The sequence below is a fragment of the Brachybacterium sp. HMSC06H03 genome (assembly GCF_001807385.1).
Classification (GTDB): Bacteria; Actinomycetota; Actinomycetes; order Actinomycetales; family Dermabacteraceae; genus Brachybacterium; species Brachybacterium conglomeratum.
The window spans coordinates 1-24,854 of the sequence record NZ_KV788884.1; the positions used below are offsets into that span (position 1 = coordinate 1).

Consider the following 24,854-nt stretch of genomic DNA (forward strand, 5'->3'; position numbering starts at 1 on the left):
TCGCGGACCTCGCGGGCCGCGGCCGCTGCTGCCGCGGGCTCGACCGCATGGCGCAGGGAGCGCAGCTCCGCGAGCTGCCGCGCGTGGTCCGGGCCCTCGAGGCGCCAGCGGATCACTCGCGGGTCCAGCAGGTCCCATTCGCTGATCGGGAGGATGCGCAGGCCGACCCGTCGGCCGGCGCTCAGCATCCCGAGCCCGCCGAGCACTCGCGTGACCTCGCGGACCACGCTGCGGGAGGCGCCGGTGCGGGCGATGAACCCCTCGATCGTGTCCGCGGCGCCGGCCTCCAGCTCGCCGCCGACGATCGCGGCGCCGAGCTGGTCCAGCGCCTGCTCGAAGGCGCTCGCGCCGGCGGTCATGCCTGCGAGACGGGGGAGACGACCAGCTCGTCGATGCGCACGTGCGCGGGGGAGTCGAGCACGAAGCAGGCGGTGCGGGCGATGTCCTCCGCGGTGAGCATCCGTGCGCGAGCCTCGGCGTCCGGCACGGAGGGGCGCTGATCGAGGAAGTCGGTCGCGACATCGCCCGGGCACAGATGACACGCCCGCACCCCGTGCGCGGCCTCCTGCTGGTTCAGCGTGCGCACCAGGGAGCCGAGCGCCGTCTTGCTCGCCGAGTAGGCGACCCCCGCACCGGGCTGGAACGACCAGCCCGCGTAGGAGGAGATCACCACGACCTGCCCGCCGCGCTCGCGCAGGTGGGGGAGGACGGCGTCGACGGTGCTCGCGACCGCGGTGAGGTTCGTGGTGACGATCGCGTCGAACTCCGTCAGGTCCTGATCGTCCCAGCGCCGCTTCGGCGCGTTCAAGCCGGCCGCGAGCACCAGCGCGTCGATCCCGCCGAGCTGCTCGGCGATCCGCTCGGCGGTGCCCCGCACGGCCTCGCGGTCCTGCACGTCCAGCGGCGCGACCAGCGCGTTGCCGCCCGCCTCGCGGATCCCGGCCGCGAGCTGCTCGAGCACCTCGCGGCGCCGGCCGCTGAGCGCGACCGTCCAGCCCGTGCGCGCCGCCCGCAGCGCCGTCGCGCGCCCCATGCCGCTGCCCGCGCCGGTGATCCACACCGTGCGAGGGCCGGTCGCGCTCGCTCCGTCCATCGACTCGTGCTGCGCGTCTCGTCCGCTCGCCGTCGTCCCATCCGTCGTCATCTCGCTCCTCCTCGGGCGTTCTCGCCATCAGGTTCTCTGCGGCGACCTCCCGGCCCCACGGGCCGACGTCACCCAATAGTATGACTATTGAGCGCGGCCGACGGGCCGCACACCGAGCGCGGCACGGCAGCCGCAGGAGAGGACAGGGCGATGGAGCTGGATCTGCGGGACAGGGTGGTCGTGGTGACCGGGGCGGCGCGCGGGATCGGCGCGGCCATCGCCGCACGCTTCGCCGAGGAGGGCTCGCGCGTGGTCGCGCTCGACCTCGCCTTCCCGGACGAGGCGGCGGAGGGTGCGCCGAGCGTGGACCAGGTGGTCTGCGACGTCGCCGACCCGGACTCCGTGCACCGCGCGGTCGAGGCCGTCGTGGAGCGACACGGCACGATCGACGTGCTCGTGAACAACGCCGGGATCGTCGCGGACTCGACCGTGGTCGAGACCGACTGGGCGACCTGGCAGAAGTGCTTCGACGTGAACACCGGCGGCACCTTCCTCATGTGCCGGGAAGTGGCCCCGCACATGCAGAGGGCCGGGCGCGGGCGGATCCTCAACGCCGCGTCGTTCGCCGCGATCGTGCCGAGCGTGGGCAGCGCCGCCTACGCCGCCTCGAAGGCCGCCGTGGTGCAGCTGACCCGCGTGCTCGCCTCCGAGCTCGGCCCCCACGACATCACCGTCAACGCCTACGCCCCCGGCATGGTCCCCACCTCCATGAACGGCTTCGCCGACCTGCCCGCCGAGCGGCAGGATCGCCTGCTGGACACCCTCTCGCTGCGCCGCTGGGAGAGCCCCGACGACGTCGCCGACCTGCTGATCTTCCTCGCCAGCGACCAGGCCTCGTACATCACCGGGACCCTCGTGGACGTGTCCGGCGGGAAGCTCGCCACGCAGATCCCGGCGGTGGCGCACGGGCGGTGAGGGGCGCGGCGCGTCACCTGAGGGGGATGTGCCTGCGGAGCTCATCGGCGACGTAGGGGACTCCAGAGCGGGCCGGCGCGCCGAGAACGGAATCGACGGTGCGCGGTGGTCGTCTGGTTGCCGGGACCGCGCCTCGGCGCCGATGGCGGAGTCCTTCAACGCGACAGCGAAGCGCGAAGTCCTCCGGGACGCTGCGGGCTTCACCGACGAACTGTCCTGCCGTCGAAAGATGTTCCGCTGGTCGACCCGCTACAACACCAAGCGCCGCCACTCCTGGTGCCGCTATCAGCCCCCGAACACCGACGAACGCGCCTACTCCGATGAGCTCGCGCTCGCAGCGTGAACAACCCCGTGTCCACGAACCGGGGGTAGGGCCTTCGCAGCGCTGGAGTGGTCCGCGGTGCTGATGACCACGTACAACCGTCTGTCCGTGCTCTCCCACCACCCTGTGCCCGGCGCCCGTTGACCGCCGCGCCCTCCTCAGGAAGGACCCCCGATGACCGACGACACCACCCCCGCAGAGACCGTCGACTCGGCCGACGAGACCGTCGAGGTGCGGGAGAACCCCGAGCGGCAGCGCTTCGACATCCTCGTCGGTGGCCGCCAGGCAGGCTTCGCGTTGTTCACCACCTCGGCGGAGAACCCCGATGACCAGCGGATCTTCTACCACACCGTCATCGACGACGCCTTCGGCGGGCGGGGACTGGCCGGCATGCTCACCCGTGGCGCGCTCGCCGCGAGCGTCGAGCAGGGCAAGCGGATCGTGCCCGTCTGCCCGTACGCCGCGCGCTGGGTCCGCGGCCACGACGACTTCGCGGACTCCGTGGACCGGGTGAAGTCCATCCACCTCGAGGCCGTGCGCGCCGCGAACGCCGAGGCCGACGGCACGGCATCATGAGCTGAGCAGCCGTCCCCGCCTCTCACAGCCCGAGAACGCCGCTGTCGTCGCCCCCGCCGCGCATGCGACGCTCGCAGGTGACTAGGCTGTCGAGGGGTCGCGACGGCCCCGAGCACCGCAGCGTGCTCGCAGCACCCGAGGCGAAGGAGCAGCCGGAAATGCGCACACCGAGGAACCAGCGATCGGCGGAGGCCGTCGAGGCCTTCACCCGGATCATGGGGCGCAAGCACGTGCTCACCTCGGCGCGTGCCACCGCGCCGTACACCACGGGCGGCCGCTTCGGCGCCGGTGACGTGCTCGCCGTGCTGCGGCCCGGCTCGCTGGTGGACATGTGGCGGGCCCTGCAGGTGTGCGTCGACCACGACCTGATCATCATCACCCAGGGCGCGAACACCGGCCTGACCGGCGGCTCCGGCCCCGGCGACCAGGACTACGACCGCGACATCGTCATCCTCTCCACGCTGCGGATCGACGGGATCCACCTCATCAACGATGCCCGCGAGGCGATCAGCCTGGCCGGCGCCACCCTGTTCTCGCTCGAGGAGAAGCTCGCCGCGCACGACCGCGAGCCTCACTCGGTGATCGGCTCGAGCTCCATCGGCGCGACCGTCGTCGGCGGCATCGCGAACAACTCCGGCGGCTCCCAGATGCGCAAGGGCCCCGCCTATACGGAGCAGGCGATCTTCGCGCGCGTCGATGAGGATGGCCGGATCCACCTGGTGAACCACCTCGGGATCGATCTCGGCACCGACCCCACGCACATCCTCGACCGGCTCGAGCGCGGGGACTGGGACGCCGCCGACGTCACCCCGCCGCCGCCCGACTCCACCGGCACCGACTACGCCGACCACGTGCGCCAGCTGGTCGACACCCCGGCGCGCTTCAACGCCGACCCGACCTTCCTCCACGAGGCCTCCGGCAGCGCCGGCAAGATCATGGTCTTCGCCGTGCGCACCCGCACCTTCCCGCTCGAGAAGGACAAGGCCACCTTCTACATCGGCACCGACCTCCCTTCCGATCTCGAGGCGCTGCGCCGCCGCATCCTCGCCGCCGAGGGCCCGCTGCCGATCTCCGGCGAGTACATGAGCGCGCACGCCTTCGACCTCGCGACCGAGTACGGCAAGGACACCTACGTCTCCCTCAAGCACGCCGGCTCGGCCACCCTGGTGCGCATGTTCGCGCTGAAGGGCTGGGCCAACGGCGTGTTCGCGAAGCTGCCCGGCTTCGGTCCCTCGACCGCCGATGCGATCTCCCAGAAGCTCTTCTCCCTGGTGCCGGAGAGGATCCCGCGGCGACTGACCGACTTCCGCGACCGCTTCGACCACCACCTGCTGCTGGTGGTCAGCGGCAGCGAGCGCGCGGCGACGCAGCAGCTCCTGCGCGAGTTCTTCGCGGAGCCGGAGCACGAGGGTGCTTTCTTCGAGTGCGACGCCGAGGAGGCCCAGAGCGCGACCCTGATCCGCTTCGGCGTCGCCAGCGCCGCGAGCCGCTGCTTCGTCATGCGCCGCGCCGAGGCCTCGGAGATGGTCACCTTCGATGTGGCACTGCGGCGCGACGACGAGGACTGGCTGGAGCGCCTGCCCGAGGAGATCTCCGACCAGCTGCTCGAGAGCGCCTACTTCGGCCATTTCTTCTGCCACGTCCTGCACCAGGACCACGTGGCGAAGAAGGGCGTGGACCCGGTCGCGTTGAAGAAGCGGATGACGCAGCTGCTGGTGGACCGCGGGGCTGCGGTCCCGGCCGAGCACAATTACGGCCGGATCTACCCGGCCCCCGAGCATCTGGTCGCCCACTACCGTGAGCTCGACCCGCTGAACATGTTCAACGCCGGGGTGGGGGAGACGTCGGCGAAAAAGGGGTGGGGGTGAGCGTTTCGCTCACACCTGCGCGGGCTGCTGGGTTGCACCAGGGGGAGAGCTGCTCTCGAGGCTGAAGGAACGCGTCGATGCCGCATTCTGTCCACAGATCGGAGATCGCGTGGTCGGGGACAGCTCGGATGTGATCGACTGGCATCATCACCTTTCACCCGCCCAGAAAGTCATCACTTCGCATGCGCTCCTCCGTGATCGGCCGTTCGACCACCGCAGTCGCCTCCGCCCTCCTCATCCTTGCCCTCGGCGCGTGCGGATCTGCTGACCCGTCGTCAGGGACAGGGGAGCCCGGCTCCCGCGCGCAGGAAGAGCAGGGCGCATCCGACGACGGCGGAAGCACAGCGGCAGCGCCCGGCGACGCCGAGCCCGAGGGCTCGGAGGACGATGCCACGGACGTCGCCGCTGACGACCGCGGGGCGGACGGCGAGGACGCTGCGGCGAAGGGCGCGACCGGGGACCAGACCCCCGGCAGAACGGCAGGGGGCGAGTGCGTCGTCCCTGAGGGCAGCTCCCAGATCCCGACGGGCCCGCCCGAGGTCGACGAGTGGGCGATGGTCGCGGGCACCGCCGCACCCGTCTCTGCGCAGTACGGCCCGTATGCGCAGGACGGCGACCTCTGGACCTGCTATGAGCACTCGGCCGACGGCGCGCTCTTCGCCGCCGCGTACTACTTCGCGGCGTCGGGGCAAGTGGAAGGCGTCCACGAGGAATGGCTTCCCGAAGGCGATCTCCGCGACGAGGCCATCGCGAGCGAGTCGGAGCACGTTCAGGAGTTGGACGATGTCTCGATGACTTTGGTCGGCTACCGATTCCAGACCTACACCGCGGACGCCGCCACCATGGATATCGTTTCGGAGACCACGGTGCCGGAGGGGACGGCGAACGTGGGCATCCGCGTCGCACTGATGTGGGACGGCGACCGCTGGGTCGCCGACCTCGAGAACTTCGGTGAAGAGGCCTACTCGGTGGAGTCGCTCGACGGCTATTCGCCCTGGCGCGGCTGATGTCTCTGTCCCACGTCCTCCGTGTCGCCTCTCACCCGTCCGAGCGCGAGAACCGGTTGGTCATGCGGTCACTCGCCGTGAACAGGACCTGAGCGAGCAGAGCATCGGTTTCCGCGCGCACCTGCTCGGCGATCTCGGTGTTCGCCGCGGCGAGCAGCGAGGGAACGTCCGCGGACGTCCCGGCCTCGGCGGCCGTCCCGTCGGCCGCGTGGACGGCGGCGCGGCCGAGCGCCATGGTGCGCTGCTGATAGCGCTCGATCAGCGGGATCGTCTCGTGGAAGTGCGGATCGGCCAGCGCCGCGATCATCCGGGAGGTCCAGTAGAAGCTGTCGGTGCTGACCGAAGCGTCGGTGGTCGCGAGATACGTCGGCGCGGTCTCGACATTCGTGAACATCGGAATCAGCGTGGTGAAGGGGAGCGAGGCAAAGGCGACCCACTGCAGGGCCCGGTGCGACTCCGGCAGGTCCGGGCGGATCTGCAGGATCGCCAGCGCGTTGTGGCGGTTGATGCCGATGGGGCGGAAGGCGCGGCGCTCCGCGTCGGTGCCGCGGGCGGAGTAGGGGTCGAACACGGTGCCCTGGTAGTGGGAGGAGAGCACGTCCTTGACGTCCTCGATCGTCAGCAGGTGCTCGGGCCGGCGGCTCCAGGCGAGGTCGTCGGAGTCGGGGCTCGCCCCGGGCGCTCCCGCGTCCCAGTCCTCGGCGTGCGGGCTGAGGGTGCGCTGCATGTACCAGGCGCGGGGCGTGTTGTAGAGGTGGTCGTGCTCGGTGTGGGAGCCGAAGGCCTCACGAGGGTTGAACACGTCCGCGCTCTGCCCGTCCTCGCGCAGGGTGAGGTCCAGGCGGTGTTCGCGCAGGAAGTCGCGCAGATCGGGGCTCGCGAGATGGTCACGGCCGGGGCCCTCGGCGTCGGCGAGGTCGAAGGAGTCGATGCCCAGCTGGTTCGGCATCGTCACGTAGTGGTCCTCGGGCACGCGCCGTGCGATCCAGTGGTGCCCGCCCACGGTCTCCAGCCACCAGATGTCCTCGGCGTCGCTGAAGGCGATCCCGTTCATCTCGTAGGTGCCGTGCTCGGCGAGCAGCGCCCCGAGCCGCTCCACGCCCTCGCGCGCCGAGCGGATGTAGGGCAGCACGAGGGTCACGAAATCCTCCTCGCCGAAGCCGCCCGGCTGGCCCCCGCGGCGCTCGACCAGCGGATCCGCGCCGAGCACGCGCGGATTCGAGGTGATCGTCTCGGTCGCGCTCATGGCGACGTTCGCGGCGTTGATCCCGGCGCAGCCCCAGATCCCCTCGTCCGGGAGGGCGTTCGGGATCGCGGTGTAGCGCAGCGGGTCACCGGGCAGCTCGATGGTGCGCCCGCCGAGCACGGAGGTGTAGGTGCGCGGCTGGTCCTCGGGACGCACCACCACGACCCGCTTCGGATCGAAGCTGCCGGCCGAGGAGTCCTCGGTGCGGGCGACCAGCGGGGAGCCGTCGGCGCTCGCACGGCGGCCGACGAGAAGGGTGGTGCAGGGCATGGGCGGGTGACTCCTGGGGCGCGGGGGCGGTGTGCGCTCTCCACCGTAGACCTGCTCCCGGCATAGGGTGGCCCGCGCCATGGTGCCGCGTCCGGCGGCGCCGATGCGTCGTGGGGGAGCGGAGCACTGATGAGACGACGACGCAAGCGACGTGCACGATTCTCCAAGAGCGAGGGGGCGTCACTTTTCCTGGAGCTGTTCGACCTCATCGCGGGCGTGGCGCAGCTCCTGTGGCGCTTGCCGCTGCTGATCCTGCGCTTGTTCAGCTGAGCGCGCAGAGACCCGAGGCGTTGCGCGGGGCGACTGCGCCCCTCAGGCGCTGCCCTCCGTGAGGCTCGCCGTCGGCAGCCAGTCCGCGTCGAGCAGCTGCGCGACGTCGCTGAGCCCCTCGGTGTCCTCGCCGACGGTGTCGGAGGCGGCGGCGATCCGCTCCACCATCACCTTGCTGACCTGCTCCTCGACCGTGTTCTCGGCGTAGGCGATGTGCCAGGGGGAGACCTGGTGGTCGCGGTGGGTGCGGCCGGTGACCTGTCTGCCCGCGATGCCGGAGAAGCGGGCCTGGTGGAAGATCCCGACCCGCGGCTCGGTGCTCGCCTGCTTCCCGCCGGGGAGGGGCTCGCCGGCGTGGAGGCTGATCGAGGCGACGGTGGTGAACACGCACACCGGCGCCGCCCCAGTCTGGAAACGCAGCCGCTCGGCCTCGACGTCGAAGCGGTCCCGGCCGAAGATCGTCGCGACCTCGATCCCCGAATCCCGCAGACGTTCGGTGATCGGGTCCGCGGCGGTGGTCACGAACTCGACCGAACAGGCCACCTGCCGTTCCGCCTCGACCTGCTGCGCGATCCACTGCACCGTCGAGTCGACGCGGAGCAGCCCGGCCTTCTGCCGGAAGCGCAGCAGCGCAGCCCGACCCCTCGCGGTGTTGCGGCCGTGGCGGGCGAGGTCCATCTCGCGGCAGAACTCGCCCCACTCCGCCTCGTACGCCTCCCGCTCGGCCGGGGTGAGCGCGACCGGCATCCCGGAGATCGGCACCGGCCCCCAGGGCGCGGAGCGGTGCAGCATCGCGGCCGGCTCGTCGTCCGTGAGCCAGCTGCGCACCCGCGCGAGGTCCTCCGCCCGACGGGCCGGATCCGTGGTCCACGTCGCGCCGTAGCGGCCCTTCACCAGCCCGATCCCGTGCCGCTCGAGCGCGGAGGTGAAGGTGTTCGCGGGCTCCTTGGCCGAGCCCCAGGCGGTCATCGGCTCCCCGTGCGACTGCGCATAGGCGGGGGCCAGGTACGGCAGCTCGAGCGGGGTGTGTCCGGGCGTCGCCGTCGTCGCGATGACGAACGGCGCCGCGTCGTGTGAGCGGGTGTGCCCGGAGATCCGCGACCACAGCTTCCACCGCTTCGTGGTGGTGCGGCGCAGGGCATGCGCCTCGTCCGCGATGATCACGTCCCAGGCGTGGCCTGCGACCTTCTCCAGCCGGTCCCAGGTGATCACCACCCACTCCAGACCGCTGTCGCCGAGGGCGGTGATCGTGCGGCACCAGTGCCCGATCGTGATCGCCGCCGGCCGGTCCGCGACCACCAGCACCCGCTCCGCGCCGCGCAGATCGCCGACGGCGCTCGCGCCGAGCACGGCTGAGATCGTCTTGCCGACGCCCGGCTCGTCGGCCAGCAGGAACATCCGCCCGCCGGCTTCTGCGCGGGCTGCGATCGCGTCGGCCGCCTCGTACTGGTTCTGCCGCGGTTCGAAGCCGTCGGTCGGCTCGGGGACGGCTGCGGGCGAGCCGGGGTTGTGGAGGTTCTCCAGGAAGCGGCCGAGGGTGTGAGGGCCGGGGGAGTAGGGCTTGAGGTGGTCCGGCAGTGTGCGGCCGACGTGCACGTGCATCTTCACCGCGGGGTGCCAGGAGGCGCCCTCGACCTGTGTGCCGTAGGGGACGTCGAGGATCCACAGCCGTTCGCCCGGGCCGACGACGGGCAGCTCCTTCGGGGCGTGGCGCGAGGTGCTCGATGAGCGACGACGTGATGACCTGCGGCGGCGGGTGGAGGGGGAGCGGCGGGAGGTGGGCACCGCTCGAGGTTAGCGGGGCGTGGCGGCGGGTGCTTCGCTGCTCGGCGTGCCCGGGGGCGCCTCGACGGCGATCCGCGCTACCGAGCGGTTCCTGCAGGACGCGCAGGCCGTGGCGTTCCCGTGGCACTCGGCGGATGCCGGTGAGAAGGTGGGTGTCCGCACGACCCCATCTCAGGAGGCTCGGACATGAGCAGCACCCCGCTGTACCACCCCGATGACGACGAGACGAATCCCCACCCGGAGGACCAGGGCACCTCCCACCAGGGCGGCCCGGAGGATCCCGCCGACGCGGGAGCCTCGCGCTCCTCCCAGGACGCCGGCTCCTCGGACACCGATCTCGATGAGCTCAACGACGAGGGCGTCGGCGGCACTCTCGGCGCGAAGGACACGTTCGAGCCGGAGGAGTCCGACGCGCCCCGCGATGCCGGGAAGGGCGACTCCTCGCAGGCGTGATGACCGCCGCGGTGAGCGATCGTGACCGCTCACCTCGGCGTGCGCCGCGTCGGCCCCGGCTGCTCCTCACGCGGCGAGGTCGCCGTTCGCCCGGAGCGCCTGTCCGTTGATCCAGCGGCTGTCGGGAGACAGGCGGCCTGCTCGTCGCTCCTTCCGTCCAGGAACAGAGCGGTCGCGGTGGGTCCGGGCGCGATCGTGTTGACGGGGATGTCCCTGCCGCGCAGCTCCCGCGCGAGGACCAGGGCCATGGCCTCGACGGCGGCACCATCCCGGCATGCTCGACCTGCTGGCAGTGCTGGGAGGTCAACGGCTCGACGGAGAGGCGGGAATCGGCGCGGGCCCGCGCGCCGGTGACGAGCAGAGGTCAGAGGTGGCGTGTGGGGTCCATGCGCTGGTGCAGAATGCGCACGATGGTGACCCCACCTTCGGCGACCAGGTAGAACAGCAGATGGCTACCGATGCTGTAGCGCCGGTACCCCGGTCGGATGTGGTCGGCGGGGTGCCCGCGCTCCGGCTGCACGGCGACGCGCTGAGCGGCGGCGACGAGCTCATGGACGTAGGTGTCGGCCTGTGCCGCGTCCCAGCGCTCGGCCGTGAAGTCCCAGATCGAGGAGAGATCGGAACGGGCGGCGGGAGTGAAGAGCGGGGTGCTCATCGCCGCTTGTCGGCGATGAATGCGTCGATGTCGAGCGGCTCGGCGGGTCCGCTCTCCTCTCCGGCGGCGAGCGCGTCGCGCAGCGCACGCATCTGGAGCTCCTGCTCCTCGAGAAGGCGCAGCCCTGCCCGGATCACCTCGCTCGAGGTGCGATAGCGCCCGGAGGCGACCTCCTCGGCGAGGAATTCCGCGTAGTGCTCGTCCAGGCTGATGGAGGTGTTCTTGGCCATGCCGCTAAAGTACCAGGAGTTGGTACTCGCTACGAGGGGACCTGCGCGCGCCCCGCGCTCCCGCCGAGGCAGGGTGGTGGCCCATGGCCAAGATCGTGGAGTTCCGCGCGGTCGGCCTCGCCGTGCTGGAGAGCCGGCCGCCGTTCGTCCATCACGGTCAGCCCTTATGCACCCCACTCGCGAGCAGCTCCACCGCCGTTTGCACGAGCAGCACCGGCCCGTCCTGCAGGGAGCGTTCCGCCGCGGGTGTTGCGCTGCAGCGCAATGGCGTCCCCGAGCAGCGCTCGTAATTCGGCCAGCGCCCGCTCGCCCCGGCGGTGGGGTCATGGGTACCAGCAACGCTGTGCGGCGCGCACGAGGCAAGCGGTTGTCGTCGGTGTCCGGGGCGAGCCGGATCCCGCCCACCATGCTGGAGATGCAGGATCCGTCGCGGCAAGTCAGCTGTCGTCGTCCTCCGGGGCCGGTTCTGGCGCCCCATCAGCCTCCAGCGCGTACTTCGCGGAGTCCACGTCGGTGATCACCACGTCCGCGAGTCCCGAGCGGAGGATGGAGAGGACGGCGTCATGCTTGCCCACGCCGCCGCCGACGGCGACGCGTCGAGGGATCGCCCGGAGCTCTTCGTCCGAGATGCCGATCATCCGTCCGTCGAGCGTGTCGATCAGTCGGCCGTCGCCGTCAAGGAGCGTCAGGCCGATCTCGGCGACGGCGTCCTCGACCAGGCGCGCATCGCCGTAGTCGGCCACCTGCTGGGCGAGCAGCGATGAATCCGGCCATCCTCCGATTGTGAGGTACGCCTTCGTGATCCGTCGGAACCTCTGCAGGGTGCGCTGCAGGGAGGGGTGAGCGAGCATGGTCGCGGTCGATCGCTCGTCGGCGAAGATCGGTGCGTACAGCGGGTACATCTCCCCGCCGGTGGCTCGTCCCAGATTCAGCACCGCCTCGACGCCGTCCTCCAGACGCGAGTTCCCCACGCCGGTCAACTGGACCACGTCGGCCATGGGCAGTGACTCGACGAGCCTCGAGGCCTGCACCATCGTGCGGCCGGGCGTGACGCCCAGGATGTCCCCGTCCTCGAGGCTGTCGGCGAGCGACTTCGCTGCGACGGCGGCGATCGCCGACCTCAGGTCCTCCTCCTCGGTTCCCTGGACCGCCACCACGAGCGCAGAGTTCAGGGAGAAGTGAGCCGCGATCTGCGCGGACACCGTGACGTCGATGGGGTCCACGAGCGTGGAGCGGACCTCCACGAGGCCGAGTTCGCGGGCGCGCTTGACCATCCGGGAGACGGCGAAGCGGCTGAGGCCGACTTCGTCGGCGATCTCCAGGATCGGGCGGCCGTGGGCGAGGTGCTGGACGGCGACATAGGCGTGGAGGACCTTGCCCTGCAAGTCCATCGAGGTGCTCATATGTGCACCATTGCTCGGTGTAGCGCTCATGTGGGTAGTCTCTCATGCGGGATGGGGCACCTCGCCACGGAGCGAAGTCCCTGACGTGACACGCAGTCCAAAGGAGGACACGCATGCCCACCGTCAAGAACACGGTCACGCGGCGCCACGCCGTGGCGGCCGGCCTGACTGCCATGACGGCTCTGGCCGCAGGGTGCAACTCGAGCAAGGAGGTCCCTCCGCCGAAGGCGGTGGACGCCTTCGACTGGAAGAACTTCTCCGGAGAGACTCTGAGCCTGCTCATGAGCGAGCACCCGGTCTCGATCGCGGTGCGCGAGCACCTGCCGGAGTTCGAGGAGCTGACCGGGATCACGGTCAGCCTGGAGACGCTCAGCGAGACCGACTACATGGTCAAGCTGCTCACCGTGCTGCAGTCCGGAACCGGCAGCTACGACGCCTTCATGTCATCGCAACCGATGAATTTCCAGTACGCGGGAGCGGGGTGGATCGAGGATCTCCTGCCGTGGGTGGAGGACCCGACGAAGACGTCGCCCGACTGGGATTTCGAGGACTTCTACCCCGCGCTCATCGAGTCCCTCCGCTGGGACAGGACCGAGTACGGCGGCGCCGGCCAGGGCAGCCTGTGGGCCATCCCGGCGAACGAGGAGGGCTATGCACTCTTCTATCGCAAGGACGTCCTGGAGCGTGAGGGCATCGCAGTGCCCGAGACCATCGATGACCTCATCGACGCCGCATCCCAGGTGCACGGGACGGTCGTCGACGGAATCGAGATCAACGGCTTCGTGAGTCGAGGGGACAAGACCTACCCGACCCTGAACCCGTTCAGCACGTTCTTCCTCGCCCACGGGGCCGTCGACATCGTCGACGGCCGAGCGGCCGTGAACTCACCTGAGTCCATCGCCGCCGTGGAGCAGTGGGTGGAGCTGATGCAGTACGCACCGGTCTCGGCCAGCACGTACACCTGGTATGAGGCGCAGCAGGACTTCATCTCCGGAAAGGCCGTCTTCTACATCGACGCAGACCACATGGCACCGGACTTCGAGAAGAGTCCCATCGGAGGGAAGGTCGGCTACGCGCTCCCTCCCAGCGGACCTCAGGGACGCGGCTCCAGCATGTGGGTCTGGTCCCTCGGCATGAACGCCGCGTCCCGGAAGAAGGACGCGGCCTGGCAGTTCATCCAGTGGGCCACCTCCAAGGAGTTCCTCACCACCGCGATCGAGAGCGGGAACATGAACCCCACGCGGACCTCTGTGGCCGACAGCGATGCCATGTCCGATGCGACCGCCGAATGGGGCGACTACAACGACGTGTGGCAGGAGATCCTCGCGGAGCACGCCGGCTGGGCGTACACCCCCTCGTCCCGCTTCCCGGAGATCGGTGACGCCTGGACCGTCCGGATCCAGTCGGCAGTTCTCGGCCAGCAGAGCCCGCAGGAGGCCATGGACGAAGCCGCCGAGAAGATCAACGCGATCATCGAGGACTGAGGAGCAGCCATGAAGCACAGCAAGTCCCTTCCGTATCTCCTCGCGCTCCCGGGGATCGCCGTTCTGATCGCGATCCTTTATCCCTTCCTCACCGGGGTGTGGTGGTCCTTCACCTCATACCGCCTCACCGAGGGCGGGCCCGCCTTCAACTTCGGGCAGAACTATCTGAGCCTGTTCACCACCGGCGACGGACTTCACGCGATCTTCGTGACCCTCACCTACGCCGTCTGCGCCGTCGTCATCGAAGTGCTGATCGGCACCGGATTGGCGTATCTGCTGAACCTCGGACCCTATGGCTCGTTCTTCCGGATCCTCATCGTCCTGCCTCTGCTCCTCCCGCCGGTCATCGCCGCCCTGATGTGGAAGGTGATGCTCACCGAGAACGGCGTGGCCAACTGGCTGCTCGAGGCATCGGTCGGCCGCGGATTCCTCTGGTTCAACGGCCCCGACACGGCGCTCGCCACCGTGATCCTCGTCGACGTGTGGCTCTACACCCCCTTCGTCGTGCTGCTCATGCAGGCAGCGCTGCGAAGCATCCCGACGGAGCTGCGCGAGGCCTCCGGCGTCGACGGGGCCGGCCCCTTCCGCAGCTTCTTCGCCATCACCCTTCCGCTCATCACCCCGGTCCTGGTCGTGGTGATCGCGTTCCGCGGGATCGACTCGTTGAAGATGTTCGACGTCATCTACACGACCACCAAGGGCGGACCGGTCGACGCGACGACCAACCTCCACGTACTCGCCTATCTCGAAGGCATCCGCAACATGAACTTCGGGGCGTCGATGGCGATCCTCGTCGTGCTGTGGTTGCTGTGCTACCTGATCTCGTACTTCCTGCTGAAGGCTCGACGCAAGGAGATGTCGGCATGACCCCCACTGTCACGAGCACACCCGCTCCGAGCATCACCGGCTGGCCCGCATTGCGAGGAGTCGCCCGTCGCCGGAGGCGTCGTCGGCTCCAGCACGCGCTGGCGATTCTCGCCCTCACCGCATGGTCGCTGTTCGCGCTGGCCCCGATCGTGTGGATCTTCCTGATGTCGTTGAAGACCCCGGCACAGGTGGCCTCCAACCCGCCGCTGTTCTTCTTCACGCCCACGCTCGAGAACTACGTGGAAGTGCTCAGCGGTGAGAAGTTCCTGGCCCCGTTCGTCAACTCGATCATCGTCACCGCCGGTTCGCTGCTGCTCACGCTGGTGATCGGGCTGCCGACGGCCTACGCCCTGGCCCGCTTCTCGTTCCGTGGCCGGGAGAACATCGGCTTCGGCATCCTCTCGCTGCGCTTCGCGCCGGAGCTGCTGATCATCCTGCCGCTCTATCTGGTCTTCCAGCGCACGGGCCTGGCCGACAACTATCTCGGCCTGATCCTCGCCTATCAGATCGTCACGCTGCCGATGCTGGTGTGGATGCTCCGCTCGTTCATCGAGGACCTTCCCGGAGAGCTCGAGGAGGCTGTCGCGGTGGACGGCGGCAACCGCTGGACGGCGTTCCGCCACGTCCTGTTCCGACTCATCGCCCCGGGCCTCGCCGCGAGCCTGATGCTCTCGTTCATCTGGGCCTGGAACAACTACATGATCCCGCTGGTCCTGGCCGGGAAGAACACGCAGACCGTGACTACCGGCCTCCAGCAGTACATCGGCTACCAGTCCATCGAATGGGGCCCGATGGCGGCGGCGACGATCGTCTCGATCATCCCAGGCATCCTCTTCGCGGTCTTCTCGCTCCGCTGGATCGTCGGCGGCCTGACCGCCGGAACGGTCAAGGGCTGAGCCCTGCTCCCGCACCCCTCACCACTCACCAAGGAGACACACTCATGACGACCACCCTTCCGGAGCAGATGACCGCGAGCGTGCTCATCGCACCGTCGACGATCGCGCTGCAGGACGTGCCCGTGCCGGCCCTCGGACGCACCCAGGTGCTCGTGAAGGTCGAGGCCGTCGGGGTCTGCGGCTCCGACACCCACTTCTACGAGACTGGGAACATCGGCGACATCGTCGTCGAGGGCCCCGTGATCCTCGGCCACGAGTCTGCCGGCGTCATCGTCGCCGGCGGGGAGGACGTCCCGGCCTCCCGCATCGGCACCCGCGTCGCGGTGGAGCCGCAGACGGTGTGCAGGCGCTGCCAATACTGCAAGAAGGGCTCCTATCACCTCTGCCGCGACGTCGCGTTCTATGGCGCATGGCCGGTGGACGGCTCCTTCGCCGAGTACGAGATCATCGACGACGACTTCGCCCATGACATCCCGCACGGGATGACCTTCGAGCAGGCCGCGATGGCCGAGCCTGTGTCCGTCGCCGTCCACGCGGTCCGCAAGGCGGGAGTGACCTCGGGCAGTCGAGTGCTCATCACCGGCGCCGGGCCGATCGGCGTGCTGAATGCTCAGGTCGCCCGTGCCTTCGGTGCTTCTGAGATCGTGATCAGCGACCCGGTGGAGAACCGGCGCCGTTTCGCGGAGGAGCACGGCGCCACCAGGGCCGTCGACCCGGGCACGACGGACTTCTCCCGGCTCGATGAGCACTTCGACTGCTACATCGACGCCTCTGGCAACGCACGTGCCATCGACAGTGCGATCCCGACGATCCGCCCCGGCGGGATCGCCGTGCTCGTCGGGATGGGCGGTGACCGTCTCGAGCTGCCGATCGCCCTCATGCAGCACCGCGAGATCACCCTCACCGGGACGTTCCGCTACGTCAACACCTGGCCCGATGCCATTGCACTGATCGCCTCCGGCCAGGTGGATGTCGAGTCGCTGATCACCGGCCGTTACGGACTCGACGAGGTCGAGGACGCGCTGCTCAAGGCGAAGACGGATCCGCTCGCGATCAAGACGATGGTCATCCCGGGGCTGGAGGGAACCGGCGCGGAATGAGATGACGGTGCCGGCCGGGTCGCAATGCTGCGGTCCGGCCGGCTCCGAGCACCGACGCGGCCACGGCGGACTTCGCGGTCCGCTCGGCATCGATCTCCGCCTCTCAGGCGGTGTCAGGCGCGATGAATGCAGATTCACCTCCGAGCGAGCTCGTGCGCTCAGAAGCTCCGATTAATCGGGCCTCAACGATCCAGGAACAGCTCCTGCACGGAGGAGTGATCCTGCTGCCCGCGGTCGGCGTCGACAGTGTCCTCGTAGAGGTCGAGCAGCACCGGGATCATCCGGGCCGGCAGCCCCACCGTATCCCCGGCGGCCCGTGCGTACTGCAGGTCCTTCACCTGGTTGTCGGTTGAACCGCCCAGCGGATAATCGCGTGCGAGGAGGTTCTCCTGCTTCTGGGCGAGCACCTCGCTGTTCGCCAGGCCGCCTCGCAGGACGGTGAGCAGCGATTCGATGTCCAGTCCGCTGCGACGCGCCAGACCGAGTGCTTCCCCGAGGGACGCGAGGGTGCCGGCCACCACGATCTGATTGCACAGCTTCGCAGTCGCTCCGCTGCCGAGTGGTCCGAGGTGCAGCACGGTGGATCCGATCGACTCGAGGATGCCTCTCACCGCGAGGACGTCCTCCTCAGTGCCTCCGACCATGATCGACAGGGTCGCCGCTCGAGCTCCTGCGACGCCTCCCGAAACGGGCGCGTCGACGACAGTGATCCCATCAGGTGCGAGATCTGCGGCGAGGCCTCGCACCGCTTCGGGGCCGGTGGTCGAGAGCACGACCAGACGGGCCCCGGCGTTCGACCACGCCCGCCGCACCTCTGCGGAGAGGAGGGTCTGCAGCTGGTGGACGTCCGGGAGGACGGAGAGGATCGCGGGCGCCGCTGCCTCGGACAGCGTCCGTGCTCGCAGCGCACCGGCGGCGACGAGATCATCGGCTCGGCTCGGCGTCCGGTTCCACACCGCCACTGTCCGACCCGCGGCGAGCAGATTCGCCGCGATCGGGTGCCCCATGGGGCCCAGACCGATCACTGTGACAGCTGGTTTCTGCATGGTTCTCCTTCATGGGGCGGGGGTCTGCAGATGCGCGCGGAATGCACATCGCGCGATGAGGTGGGGCGAGCGAGCATCGATCCTCGCTCAGCCCCACCCGGTGGTGACTCAGACGGTGATCGGCTGATCGGCCTTCGCCATCAGGGCGACGGTGGCGCGGCGCATCTCCAGCACGGTCTCCATGCCGTCGACCATCTCGACGTCGTCCCAGGTGACGACCTCGCCCTCGGGGACGTCCCGGACCAGAGGGACGGAGTGCGCGAGGGCCACCGGAAGCGCGCCACGGGCCACCGACGTCTCGGCCGAGATCAGTTTGCCGTATACGCAGAAGCCACCCTCGCCGTCGAGCACCTCGCCGGCTGAGAGGTCCTTCTTGGCGGTCGCAACCACGTCGGCGTAGAAGCCGACAGGGCTGCCCGTCGCCACGCCGCGGAGCACGGCGTTGGCGATCGAGATGCCGAGCTCGAGGCCGACGTAGTGGTACGGGCGGTACAGCGCTGCGAATCGGCCGGAGGGGTCCGGGTGCCACGGGTACTCCGTGAAGCAGCCCGAGACGTAGTCGTTGGTCGCCTCGACCACGACGAATACGCCTTCCTGCGTGTTGTGCTCGATCCACTCCCCGTCCCGGGTCACCGAGCTCATCACGTCCACCGAGCCGTTGTGGGCGAGCACGCCGCCGTCCTCGGCAGGGCGGCAGATCGAGGCGATCTGCTCCACGTCCCCGGGAGTGAAGGTCAGGCCCTCGTCGGACGGGAACAGCGAGGCGGCGTTCGCGACGGCCGCCATCTCGATCGCAGCCTTCGTACCGTCGCGGAACGAGGTGTGCATGTAGGGGTTCAGCTGGCCGGAGTCGGTGAGCTCCTTGGAGAACTCCCAGTTCTCCCACACGTTGTCCGGGTTCATCTGGTGGTAGTGGGGGAGGTACTTCGCGCCCTTGCCAGCGGCGGTGACCTTGAACCCCGAGGTGCGGGCCCAGTCCACGAGCTCCCAGATCAGCGCGGGCTGATCCCCGTAGGCGAGGGAGTAGACCAGCCCGGCCTTCTTGGCCTCGGCCGCGAGGGCGGGGCCGCACAGGGCGTCGGCCTCGACCGTCACCATGATGATGTGCTTTCCGCCGCGGATGGCACGCAGCGCATGGTCGGTGCCGACGATCGGATTGCCCGTCGCCTCGACGATGATGTCGATATCGGCCTCCAGGAGCGTGCTCGCATCAGGGACCACGACCGTCGTGCCGTGAGCGAGCGCGTCCTCCACGCTCGAGGCGACGGCTTCCTCCGGCCAGCCCACGAGCTGCAGGGCTCCCTGGGCGCGCTCGGTGTTGATGTCGGCGATGCCGACGACATGCATGCCCGGGGTGTTCCGCACCTGGGAGAGGAACATGGTGCCGAATCGGCCCGCCCCGATGAGCCCGATCTTGATCGGGTCCCCGGCGGTCTCGCGTCCCTGGAGGAGTTCGTGCAGGTTCATCAGGTGTCCTTTCAGACGTGGAGAGGAGAGGGTCGGTCTAGGAGGTGCTCGTTCGCGACGAGCGGGTCAGGGTCGCGACGAGGGGTCGAGGGCCGCGATGCTCGGGTGGTCGCCGGCGGATCTGGCCCCGCATCAGTGGGCGAGGTGTCGACGCCGACGACTCTGAGGTGGACGGACGCCCGGCTCCGCCCCATGGGAAGCCCCATCACGCCGAGCCCGACGCCCGCCGCATCTGGGGAATCGTTCACGCTTGGGCCCGGATCTGCTCGACCCAGGTAGTCACCTGATCCGGCAGCTCCTCGAAGATCGGGGAGACCTTCTCGACCCACTGCTCACGGTCCTCGAGCTCGACGAAGACCATCCCCTCGCCCTCGAGCGTGGTGCGGTACTCCTCGAGGCTGGCGACGGTGCGCTCGGTGTAGGTGCGACCCACTTCGTCGGCCGCCTCACGGATGATCTGCTGGTCCTCCTCCGAGAACCCCGCGAGCGTGTCGCCCCACATGAGGAAGTGGTAGTTCGCGTACATGTGCTGGGTGAGGGTGCAGTGCGTCTGCACCTCGTACAGCGCGTTGAACGCCGCGGTGTCCAACGGATTCTCCTGCCCGTCGATGACGCCCTGCTCGAGTGCGGAGTACACCTCATCCCAGGGCATCGCCTCGGCTCGGGCGCCGAGCATCTGCCAGGTGTCGACCATGGTCTGCGTGGACGGAGTGCGGATGGTCAGGCCCTGGAGCGCGTCGAGGGTCGCGACCTCGGAGTTCACGGTCAGGTTCCGGGCACCGCGGAACATGTTGCCGAGCAGCTCGAAGCCGGTCTCCTCAGTGAGGGAAGCCTTGATCTCGGCACCGAGCTCGCCGTCCCAGACCCCGAAGAACTGCTCATCGGACTCGTAGAGGAAGGGGGCGGTCTCCACCCCGGCGAGATCCGTGTACGCCTCGAGTGCGAGGATCGACTCGATGACGATGTGGGTGGTTCCGAGCTGGAGGCCCTCGATCATCTGCTCCCAGGAGCCGAGAGTCGAATTGGCGTGGATCTCGACCGTGATCCGGCCGTCGGAGCGCTCCTCGATGAGCTCCTTGATCTGCTCGGACCCCTTCTGACGAGGATCGGTCTCGGAGCCGGCGTGGCCGAGCACGAGGGTGTTCGAGCGTCCGCCGCCACCTCCGTCGCTGCCGCTTCCGCCGCCCGCCCCGCCTCCGGGACGGAGGCTCGAGCAGCCTGCGAGGCCGAGGGTCGCCGCGCCGAGGGTGGCCATGCCGGTGAGGGACTGCCTGCGTGTGATCATCGTTGAACACTCCTTGGGTGATTGATGGTGCGGTGGGGTGCACCGGGCGGTCGCCCGATGCGGGGGTCAGAAGGCGATGCCTGGCAACCAGGTGCTCAGCGCCGGGATGAAGGTGAGCAGCATGAGCACGAAGAGTCCGGCGAGGAGGAAGGGCCAGATGCCCTTGACCCCTTCGAACATGTCGATCTCAGCGATCTCCGAGGCGAGCATGAGGTTCAGGCCGACGGGCGGCGTGACGAGGCCCAGGCCCATGTTCACGACGATCACCACACCCAGGTGCAGCGGATCGATGCCGAGCTCCATCGCGACCGGGAAGAGGATCGGGATGAGGATGATGATCGCGGCATTGGCCTCGATGAACATGCCGACGAACAGCAGGAGCAGGTTGATCAGCAGGAGGATCACGATCGGGCTCTGGGAGACCTCGATGAGGGCCCCTGCGATCGCCTGCGGGACGCCGCCTGAGGTGAGCGCCCATGAGTACAGCTGCGCGGACGCCATGACGAGCAGGATCAGACCGATCAGGACGATCGAGTCCTTCATGGCGTCAAGGATCTTGCGCGGGGTGAGCTCGCGGTAGAGGAAGATGCCGACGAGCACGGAGTAGGCGACCGCCATCGCCGCGGCTTCGGTGGGGGTGAAGATCCCGCCGCGGATCCCGACCAGGATCAGCACCGGCAGCATGAGCGCGGGGATCGCCGAGAGGAAGGCCGGCCCCAAGGCGGGGATGTCCGCCTTCGGCGTGCGGCCGATCTCCTTCGGGTCCACGGTCGCGACGGACTCCGCGTCGAACCCTCGGCGCTTGACCGTGAGCAGCACGGTGAGCATCAGCGCGGCCATGTAGATGATCGCGGGAATGATGCCGGCGAAGAACAGCTGCCCGATCGAGGTCCCGGTGACCACGCCGTACAGGATCAGGGTGATCGACGGAGGCAGGATCGGCGCGATGATCGCGGAAGCTGCGGTCACTCCGGCCGCATAGGCGGCGGTGTAGTTCCTCTCCTTCATGGCGGGGATGAGGATCCGGCCCAGCGAGGAGACATCGGCGACGGACGACCCGGACAGCCCGCCGAAGAACACCGAGGAGAGGATGTTCGTATGGGCGAGCCCGCCCGAGAGCCGACCGACGAGCGCATCTGCGAGGCCGAGGAGCCGCTTGGATATGCCGCCGACGTTCATCAGCCCGCCGGCCAGGATGAACAGCGGCACTGCCAGCAGCGGATACGGCGTGACCCCGGCGACGATGCGCTGTGCGCCGATCGCCAGGTTGTTGTTGGTCATCAGGTACAGCGTGATCAGCGAGGCGCCCGCGAGCGCATAGCCGATGGGGATCCTGGCGAGTATTCCGCCGCCGAACGATCCCAGGAGCATTCCACCCATGTCAGCAGTTCCTTTCGCGGCTCAGAGCGTCTGCTCGGCGGAGTCGACGTCGACGGAGGCTGGGGCGATGAAACGTCGCACCAGCACCTCGAGCTGGAAGATGAAGCTGAGCCCGAATCCGATCGGGACGGCGGCCATCTGCCATCCCGAGGAGATCCCGAGGCTCGGGAGCTTGCGCTGGGACGAGGTGTGGAGCATCTCGATCCCGTAGACCACGAGCATCAGGCAGATGAGCATCACGGCGACGGACGCGAGCGTGAACATCACCTTCTGCACCGTCTCCGATCGACCTCTCCAGACGTCCACGAGCATGTGGCGACCGCTGCGGGTGCCCAGCGGTATCGCGAGCAACGCGGCCCATACGAAGGCGGTCTGCGCGAGCTCGGGTGCCCAGGCAGTCGACTGGTTGGTCACGTAGCGGGACAGAACCTGCCACACGACGGTGAGCACGATGACGCCGAGTGCGAGCACCGCGGCCGCCATCACCACGTTCTCGAGTGCATCGAGGACCTTCTTCACCACTTTCGTCGCTGAAGCCATGGTGAGACCTCCTTTTCCGGGTCGTCAGGCGATGTAGGAGCCGCCGTTGATGTTCTGTGTGGTGCCGGTGATGTACGCGGCGTCCTCGCTGGAGAGGAAGACGAACAGTGCGGCGATGTCCTCCGGGGTCGCCTGTCGGCCGAGCGGGATCGACGCGGACAGCGCAGCCTCGCGCTCGGCATCGGTGGCCCCAGCACGGATATCCGTGTCCGCGGCGCCAGGGGAGACGGCGTTGCAGGTGATGCCGTGGGGCGCGAGTTCCCGGGCGATCGACCGGGTGAAGCCGAGGACGGCCGCCTTCGCGGCGGAGTACGGGGTCTTCGAGAACACGCCGCCGCCCTGCTGCGCGGAGACCGAGGACATCGTCACCACGCGCCCGTATCCGTGCTCGATCATGTCCGGCACGAAGGCGCGCACAGTGAGGAAGGTGCCGGTCGAGTTGACCGCGAACACCCGCTCCCACAGCTCCGGAGTGACCTCGAGGAAGGGCGTCGGATCCGCGATCCCCGCCACGGTGGCCACCGCGCCCACGGGCGGCAGCTCGGAGGCGACCACTGCGGTACGCAGCGCTTCGACGGAGTCGACAGAGGTGACGTCGACCTGGTGGGCGAGGACGAGGGCTTCCGACTCCTCGGCGATCAGCGCCGCGGTGGAGTCAGCGGCGGAGGTGTCGAGGTCAGCGACGACCACGGCCCATCCTTCGCGCGCGTAACGCCGGGCGATGGCGCGGCCGAGGCCGCGCGGAGAACCTGCACCGGTCACGACGGCGGTGCGGTGAGTGGGGAGGGAGAGATCCATAGGGGCGTCCGATCGTGGAGAGGTCAGAGGAGCGAGGAGATGAACTCGCCGGCACGGGCCGCGGCGGCGGGCCGCTCTGCATCGGTGACATCGGCGGTCTCGAGCTCGAGGGAGTAGTCGCCCGTATAGCCGCCTGCAGTGAGCGCGGCGATCGCGGCGGCGAAGTCGACCTCCCCGTTCCCCGGGGAGAGGTGGATGTCGCCGCGGCGGGCATCCCGGATGTGGACGTGTGCCACCTCGGAGGCGTAGCTCCCGATCCAGGTGAGCGGATCATCGCCGGAGGCCACGACGTGGCTGAAGTCCAGGACGGAGCGCACGCCGCTGCCCAGTAGGGCATCCATGAGCTGCCCGGCACGGTCGAGGCTGTGGCAGAGCCGACCGGAGTGCTGCGACTCCACCCAGATCTCCACGCCTTGGTCGGCAGCGAGCAGCGATGCCTTGCGGAGCTCCTCGGCGACGTTGCGGATGTCGAGGTCGAGATTACGGAGCGGGTCGTGTCCCTGGGATCCGCACGGCAGCACGATCGCCGGAGCCTGGATTTGCACGGCCAGCTCCACGAGTCGTCGGAAGTGCTGCTCGCGAGCCGACTGCCCGTCGCTGTCGAGCGGTCGGTTGAGGTCGCCGATATCAGCGTTGATCGACCGGACGGCGAGGCCGGACTCGTGGATCTCCGACGCCACTTCGGCGACGGCGTTCGCCGTCAGCTCGTAAGGGACGTGGTCGCAGACGCCGGGCAGCGCGCCGAGGTCGATCCGGGCGAAGCCGAGGTCGGTGATCTGGCGCAGAGCGGCCGCGAGTGGAAGGCGGCGGAAGCTGATGGTCGAGCAGATGACCCGCTGGTGAAGAGGCAACTCTGTCTCCTTCTGGACGGCGGCGTCCGGGCACTGAAGGGCGATGCGGAGGACAGTACGCGTCGAACTGTTCGACTGTCAACAGTTGCCAGAAGGGCGGTCGGGCGGTTGAATGAGCAGATGACGTCCACGGCATCTCCGCTTCCCTCGCTCCAAACCCAGAATCTTCGTGAACAGGCGCTCGTGGCGCTGCGGGAGGCGATCGTGATGGGGGCGCTCAGCCCCGGTGCTCACCTGGGGGAGGTGCGACTGGCGAGTGATCTCGGCATCAGCCGTGGCACTCTCCGGGAGGCGCTACGTCAGCTGCAGCAGGAGGGGCTCGCGGTGACGGACGGGCGAGGGAGGCTCCATGTGCGCTCTCTCGACGCGCGGACGATCCGCGATACCTTCCGGGTCCGTGCGGCGCTCGAGTCCCTCGCCGCGCGCACTATCGCTGACCTTCCGGGGCCGGCGAAGGAGCGCACCCTCGCTGCGCTCGATCGGGCGCTGGAAGTGATGGCCGAGATCGAGGGCGGGTCGCTTCACGAACGGTTGGAGGCTGACGTCGAGTTCCACCGCACCCTGTGTCGGGTCTCCGGCAACGAGCCGCTGCTGAAGACCTGGGAGCAGGTGTCCGGGGTGGTGCGGATGTCGATCATGTACGCGGGCGTCGACAAGGCACGGCAGAACGTCGCCGTTGCCCGGCACCGAGAGGTCACGGAGATTCTGAGAGAGGTCCCTTCTGACCTGGAGGCCCGCATGACCACGCACATCCTCGATGTGCTGGATGACTTCGAGCTGGATCTCGACGAGTGAATGGAGAGCGGTACCGTGCCGAGCGCTGGGTGCCGGTGAGGCAAGTGTCCTCGAACTGCGGCACCGTACGGCGGATAGTGTCCGCGATAACTTCGCGTGGCTGATCCCGCGCAGCCCCATGGAACTCACGAGCAGTGAGCCCCATGGAACTCACGAGCAGTTGGACCGTGCTGCCCGCCATCTATCCCTTCCAGGCGTAAC

General features: G+C 69.0%; 26 protein-coding genes and 1 pseudogene. 13 read left to right on the forward strand and 14 right to left on the reverse strand.

The features are described 5' to 3' along the window. Together HMPREF3159_RS11840 and HMPREF3159_RS11845 are read right to left on the reverse strand one after the other, a co-directional pair. A pseudogene (locus tag HMPREF3159_RS11840) lies at window positions 1–359 on the reverse strand (FadR family transcriptional regulator); the annotation flags it as partial. Next, on the reverse strand, window positions 356–1,144 hold the full coding sequence (locus HMPREF3159_RS11845; protein WP_083305931.1) for an SDR family oxidoreductase: 789 nt from the start codon (window positions 1,142–1,144) through the stop codon (window positions 356–358). The pseudogene HMPREF3159_RS11840 and the gene HMPREF3159_RS11845, both read right to left, overlap by 4 nt. A gap of 150 nt (window positions 1,145–1,294) precedes the next feature. Between HMPREF3159_RS11845 and HMPREF3159_RS11850 the strand changes: the two genes are divergently transcribed. From HMPREF3159_RS11850 to HMPREF3159_RS11870, 5 genes are all read left to right on the forward strand, one after another. Continuing rightward, window positions 1,295–2,059: an SDR family NAD(P)-dependent oxidoreductase gene (locus HMPREF3159_RS11850; protein WP_070501191.1), complete on the forward strand. Its 765-nt coding sequence runs from the start codon at window positions 1,295–1,297 to the stop codon at window positions 2,057–2,059. A 142-nt stretch (window positions 2,060–2,201) separates the two neighbouring features. Further along, window positions 2,202–2,402 (forward strand): integrase core domain-containing protein, encoded by a 201-nt coding sequence (locus HMPREF3159_RS11855; RefSeq protein WP_070501192.1) that lies wholly within the window; start codon window positions 2,202–2,204, stop codon window positions 2,400–2,402. Between the two features lie 153 nt (window positions 2,403–2,555). Beyond that, complete coding sequence (locus HMPREF3159_RS11860) at window positions 2,556–2,957, forward strand: GNAT family N-acetyltransferase (RefSeq protein WP_070501193.1); 402 nt, start codon at window positions 2,556–2,558, stop codon at window positions 2,955–2,957. Between the two features lie 158 nt (window positions 2,958–3,115). Beyond that, window positions 3,116–4,825: a D-lactate dehydrogenase gene (gene dld, locus HMPREF3159_RS11865; protein WP_070501194.1), complete on the forward strand. Its 1,710-nt coding sequence runs from the start codon at window positions 3,116–3,118 to the stop codon at window positions 4,823–4,825. 194 nt (window positions 4,826–5,019) lie between these two features. Then, window positions 5,020–5,832 carry a DUF8175 domain-containg protein gene (locus HMPREF3159_RS11870; protein WP_141748201.1) on the forward strand — a complete coding sequence of 271 codons (813 nt, stop codon included), beginning with the start codon at window positions 5,020–5,022 and terminating at the stop codon, window positions 5,830–5,832. A gap of 31 nt (window positions 5,833–5,863) precedes the next feature. On the opposite strand, the gene HMPREF3159_RS11875 is transcribed toward HMPREF3159_RS11870, so the two are convergent. After that, entirely contained in the window at window positions 5,864–7,348 is a 1,485-nt protein-coding gene (locus tag HMPREF3159_RS11875) for a C69 family dipeptidase (protein WP_070501196.1), read from the reverse strand. A 129-nt stretch (window positions 7,349–7,477) separates the two neighbouring features. On the opposite strand from HMPREF3159_RS11875, the gene HMPREF3159_RS17520 reads away from it, so the two are divergent. Continuing rightward, complete coding sequence (locus tag HMPREF3159_RS17520; RefSeq protein WP_168165429.1) at window positions 7,478–7,618, forward strand: hypothetical protein; 141 nt, start codon at window positions 7,478–7,480, stop codon at window positions 7,616–7,618. Between the two features lie 42 nt (window positions 7,619–7,660). On the opposite strand, the gene HMPREF3159_RS11880 is transcribed toward HMPREF3159_RS17520, so the two are convergent. Then, window positions 7,661–9,403 (reverse strand): DEAD/DEAH box helicase, encoded by a 1,743-nt coding sequence (locus HMPREF3159_RS11880; RefSeq protein WP_070501197.1) that lies wholly within the window; start codon window positions 9,401–9,403, stop codon window positions 7,661–7,663. Between the two features lie 186 nt (window positions 9,404–9,589). On the opposite strand from HMPREF3159_RS11880, the gene HMPREF3159_RS11885 reads away from it, so the two are divergent. Next, complete coding sequence (locus tag HMPREF3159_RS11885) at window positions 9,590–9,856, forward strand: hypothetical protein (protein WP_070501198.1); 267 nt, start codon at window positions 9,590–9,592, stop codon at window positions 9,854–9,856. A gap of 364 nt (window positions 9,857–10,220) precedes the next feature. Here HMPREF3159_RS11885 and HMPREF3159_RS11895 read toward each other — a convergent pair whose 3' ends face one another. Further along, window positions 10,221–10,511, reverse strand: coding sequence for a type II toxin-antitoxin system RelE/ParE family toxin (locus HMPREF3159_RS11895; protein WP_070501200.1), 291 nt, complete (start codon window positions 10,509–10,511; stop codon window positions 10,221–10,223). Continuing rightward, window positions 10,508–10,741: a type II toxin-antitoxin system ParD family antitoxin gene (locus tag HMPREF3159_RS11900; RefSeq protein ID WP_070501201.1), complete on the reverse strand. Its 234-nt coding sequence runs from the start codon at window positions 10,739–10,741 to the stop codon at window positions 10,508–10,510. The genes HMPREF3159_RS11895 and HMPREF3159_RS11900 overlap by 4 nt, the downstream gene beginning before the upstream one ends. Window positions 10,742–10,824: 83 nt before the next feature. Between HMPREF3159_RS11900 and HMPREF3159_RS11905 the strand changes: the two genes are divergently transcribed. Continuing rightward, window positions 10,825–11,031 carry a hypothetical protein gene (locus HMPREF3159_RS11905; protein ID WP_070501202.1) on the forward strand — a complete coding sequence of 69 codons (207 nt, stop codon included), beginning with the start codon at window positions 10,825–10,827 and terminating at the stop codon, window positions 11,029–11,031. Between the two features lie 147 nt (window positions 11,032–11,178). Here HMPREF3159_RS11905 and HMPREF3159_RS11910 read toward each other — a convergent pair whose 3' ends face one another. After that, window positions 11,179–12,144 (reverse strand): sugar-binding transcriptional regulator, encoded by a 966-nt coding sequence (locus tag HMPREF3159_RS11910; protein WP_070501203.1) that lies wholly within the window; start codon window positions 12,142–12,144, stop codon window positions 11,179–11,181. 113 nt (window positions 12,145–12,257) lie between these two features. Between HMPREF3159_RS11910 and HMPREF3159_RS11915 the strand changes: the two genes are divergently transcribed. Genes HMPREF3159_RS11915 through HMPREF3159_RS11930 form a run of 4 tightly spaced genes read left to right on the forward strand, consistent with a single transcriptional unit; the run spans window position 12,258 to window position 16,491 of the window. Further along, entirely contained in the window at window positions 12,258–13,628 is a 1,371-nt protein-coding gene (locus HMPREF3159_RS11915) for an ABC transporter substrate-binding protein (RefSeq protein WP_070501204.1), read from the forward strand. Between the two features lie 9 nt (window positions 13,629–13,637). Continuing rightward, complete coding sequence (locus HMPREF3159_RS11920; protein WP_070501205.1) at window positions 13,638–14,495, forward strand: carbohydrate ABC transporter permease; 858 nt, start codon at window positions 13,638–13,640, stop codon at window positions 14,493–14,495. Continuing rightward, a complete protein-coding gene (locus HMPREF3159_RS11925; protein ID WP_083305933.1) occupies window positions 14,492–15,391 on the forward strand; it encodes a carbohydrate ABC transporter permease in 900 nt (299 codons plus the stop codon). Before HMPREF3159_RS11920 ends, HMPREF3159_RS11925 begins: the two co-directional genes overlap by 4 nt. A gap of 44 nt (window positions 15,392–15,435) precedes the next feature. After that, a complete protein-coding gene (locus HMPREF3159_RS11930) occupies window positions 15,436–16,491 on the forward strand; it encodes an NAD(P)-dependent alcohol dehydrogenase (protein WP_070501206.1) in 1,056 nt (351 codons plus the stop codon). Between the two features lie 182 nt (window positions 16,492–16,673). Here the strand turns inward: HMPREF3159_RS11930 and HMPREF3159_RS11935 are convergent, their stop codons facing one another. From HMPREF3159_RS11935 to HMPREF3159_RS11965, 7 genes are all read right to left on the reverse strand, one after another. Further along, window positions 16,674–17,537, reverse strand: a complete 864-nt coding sequence (locus tag HMPREF3159_RS11935; RefSeq protein WP_070501207.1) for an NAD(P)-dependent oxidoreductase — start codon at window positions 17,535–17,537, stop codon at window positions 16,674–16,676. 108 nt (window positions 17,538–17,645) lie between these two features. Then, window positions 17,646–19,004 (reverse strand): NAD(P)H-dependent oxidoreductase, encoded by a 1,359-nt coding sequence (locus HMPREF3159_RS11940; protein ID WP_070501208.1) that lies wholly within the window; start codon window positions 19,002–19,004, stop codon window positions 17,646–17,648. A gap of 244 nt (window positions 19,005–19,248) precedes the next feature. Beyond that, window positions 19,249–20,289, reverse strand: a complete 1,041-nt coding sequence (locus HMPREF3159_RS11945) for a TRAP transporter substrate-binding protein (protein ID WP_070501209.1) — start codon at window positions 20,287–20,289, stop codon at window positions 19,249–19,251. Between the two features lie 66 nt (window positions 20,290–20,355). Further along, on the reverse strand, window positions 20,356–21,669 hold the full coding sequence (locus HMPREF3159_RS11950; RefSeq protein ID WP_070501210.1) for a TRAP transporter large permease: 1,314 nt from the start codon (window positions 21,667–21,669) through the stop codon (window positions 20,356–20,358). A gap of 21 nt (window positions 21,670–21,690) precedes the next feature. Next, complete coding sequence (locus HMPREF3159_RS11955) at window positions 21,691–22,209, reverse strand: TRAP transporter small permease (protein WP_083305934.1); 519 nt, start codon at window positions 22,207–22,209, stop codon at window positions 21,691–21,693. A 24-nt stretch (window positions 22,210–22,233) separates the two neighbouring features. After that, window positions 22,234–23,007 carry an SDR family NAD(P)-dependent oxidoreductase gene (locus HMPREF3159_RS11960; protein WP_070501212.1) on the reverse strand — a complete coding sequence of 258 codons (774 nt, stop codon included), beginning with the start codon at window positions 23,005–23,007 and terminating at the stop codon, window positions 22,234–22,236. Between the two features lie 23 nt (window positions 23,008–23,030). Continuing rightward, window positions 23,031–23,858, reverse strand: a complete 828-nt coding sequence (locus HMPREF3159_RS11965) for a sugar phosphate isomerase/epimerase family protein (protein ID WP_070501213.1) — start codon at window positions 23,856–23,858, stop codon at window positions 23,031–23,033. A 120-nt stretch (window positions 23,859–23,978) separates the two neighbouring features. Between HMPREF3159_RS11965 and HMPREF3159_RS11970 the strand changes: the two genes are divergently transcribed. Then, complete coding sequence (locus tag HMPREF3159_RS11970) at window positions 23,979–24,653, forward strand: GntR family transcriptional regulator (RefSeq protein ID WP_070501214.1); 675 nt, start codon at window positions 23,979–23,981, stop codon at window positions 24,651–24,653. The last annotated feature ends 201 nt before the right edge of the window (window positions 24,654–24,854 follow it).

Coding starts and splice junctions, on each gene's coding strand:
- HMPREF3159_RS11845 (WP_083305931.1), bottom strand. CDS start 1,144: ATGACGACGGATGGGACGACGGCGAGCGGACGAGACGCGCAGCACGAG.
- HMPREF3159_RS11850 (WP_070501191.1), top strand. CDS start 1,295: ATGGAGCTGGATCTGCGGGACAGGGTGGTCGTGGTGACCGGGGCGGCG.
- HMPREF3159_RS11855 (WP_070501192.1), top strand. CDS start 2,202: ATGGCGGAGTCCTTCAACGCGACAGCGAAGCGCGAAGTCCTCCGGGAC.
- HMPREF3159_RS11860 (WP_070501193.1), top strand. CDS start 2,556: ATGACCGACGACACCACCCCCGCAGAGACCGTCGACTCGGCCGACGAG.
- dld (WP_070501194.1), top strand. CDS start 3,116: ATGCGCACACCGAGGAACCAGCGATCGGCGGAGGCCGTCGAGGCCTTC.
- HMPREF3159_RS11875 (WP_070501196.1), bottom strand. CDS start 7,348: ATGCCCTGCACCACCCTTCTCGTCGGCCGCCGTGCGAGCGCCGACGGC.
- HMPREF3159_RS17520 (WP_168165429.1), top strand. CDS start 7,478: ATGAGACGACGACGCAAGCGACGTGCACGATTCTCCAAGAGCGAGGGG.
- HMPREF3159_RS11885 (WP_070501198.1), top strand. CDS start 9,590: ATGAGCAGCACCCCGCTGTACCACCCCGATGACGACGAGACGAATCCC.
- HMPREF3159_RS11895 (WP_070501200.1), bottom strand. CDS start 10,511: ATGAGCACCCCGCTCTTCACTCCCGCCGCCCGTTCCGATCTCTCCTCG.
- HMPREF3159_RS11900 (WP_070501201.1), bottom strand. CDS start 10,741: ATGGCCAAGAACACCTCCATCAGCCTGGACGAGCACTACGCGGAATTC.
- HMPREF3159_RS11905 (WP_070501202.1), top strand. CDS start 10,825: ATGGCCAAGATCGTGGAGTTCCGCGCGGTCGGCCTCGCCGTGCTGGAG.
- HMPREF3159_RS11910 (WP_070501203.1), bottom strand. CDS start 12,144: ATGAGCACCTCGATGGACTTGCAGGGCAAGGTCCTCCACGCCTATGTC.
- HMPREF3159_RS11915 (WP_070501204.1), top strand. CDS start 12,258: ATGCCCACCGTCAAGAACACGGTCACGCGGCGCCACGCCGTGGCGGCC.
- HMPREF3159_RS11920 (WP_070501205.1), top strand. CDS start 13,638: ATGAAGCACAGCAAGTCCCTTCCGTATCTCCTCGCGCTCCCGGGGATC.
- HMPREF3159_RS11925 (WP_083305933.1), top strand. CDS start 14,492: ATGACCCCCACTGTCACGAGCACACCCGCTCCGAGCATCACCGGCTGG.
- HMPREF3159_RS11930 (WP_070501206.1), top strand. CDS start 15,436: ATGACGACCACCCTTCCGGAGCAGATGACCGCGAGCGTGCTCATCGCA.
- HMPREF3159_RS11935 (WP_070501207.1), bottom strand. CDS start 17,537: ATGCAGAAACCAGCTGTCACAGTGATCGGTCTGGGCCCCATGGGGCAC.
- HMPREF3159_RS11940 (WP_070501208.1), bottom strand. CDS start 19,004: ATGAACCTGCACGAACTCCTCCAGGGACGCGAGACCGCCGGGGACCCG.
- HMPREF3159_RS11945 (WP_070501209.1), bottom strand. CDS start 20,289: ATGATCACACGCAGGCAGTCCCTCACCGGCATGGCCACCCTCGGCGCG.
- HMPREF3159_RS11950 (WP_070501210.1), bottom strand. CDS start 21,669: ATGGGTGGAATGCTCCTGGGATCGTTCGGCGGCGGAATACTCGCCAGG.
- HMPREF3159_RS11955 (WP_083305934.1), bottom strand. CDS start 22,209: ATGGCTTCAGCGACGAAAGTGGTGAAGAAGGTCCTCGATGCACTCGAG.
- HMPREF3159_RS11960 (WP_070501212.1), bottom strand. CDS start 23,007: ATGGATCTCTCCCTCCCCACTCACCGCACCGCCGTCGTGACCGGTGCA.
- HMPREF3159_RS11970 (WP_070501214.1), top strand. CDS start 23,979: ATGACGTCCACGGCATCTCCGCTTCCCTCGCTCCAAACCCAGAATCTT.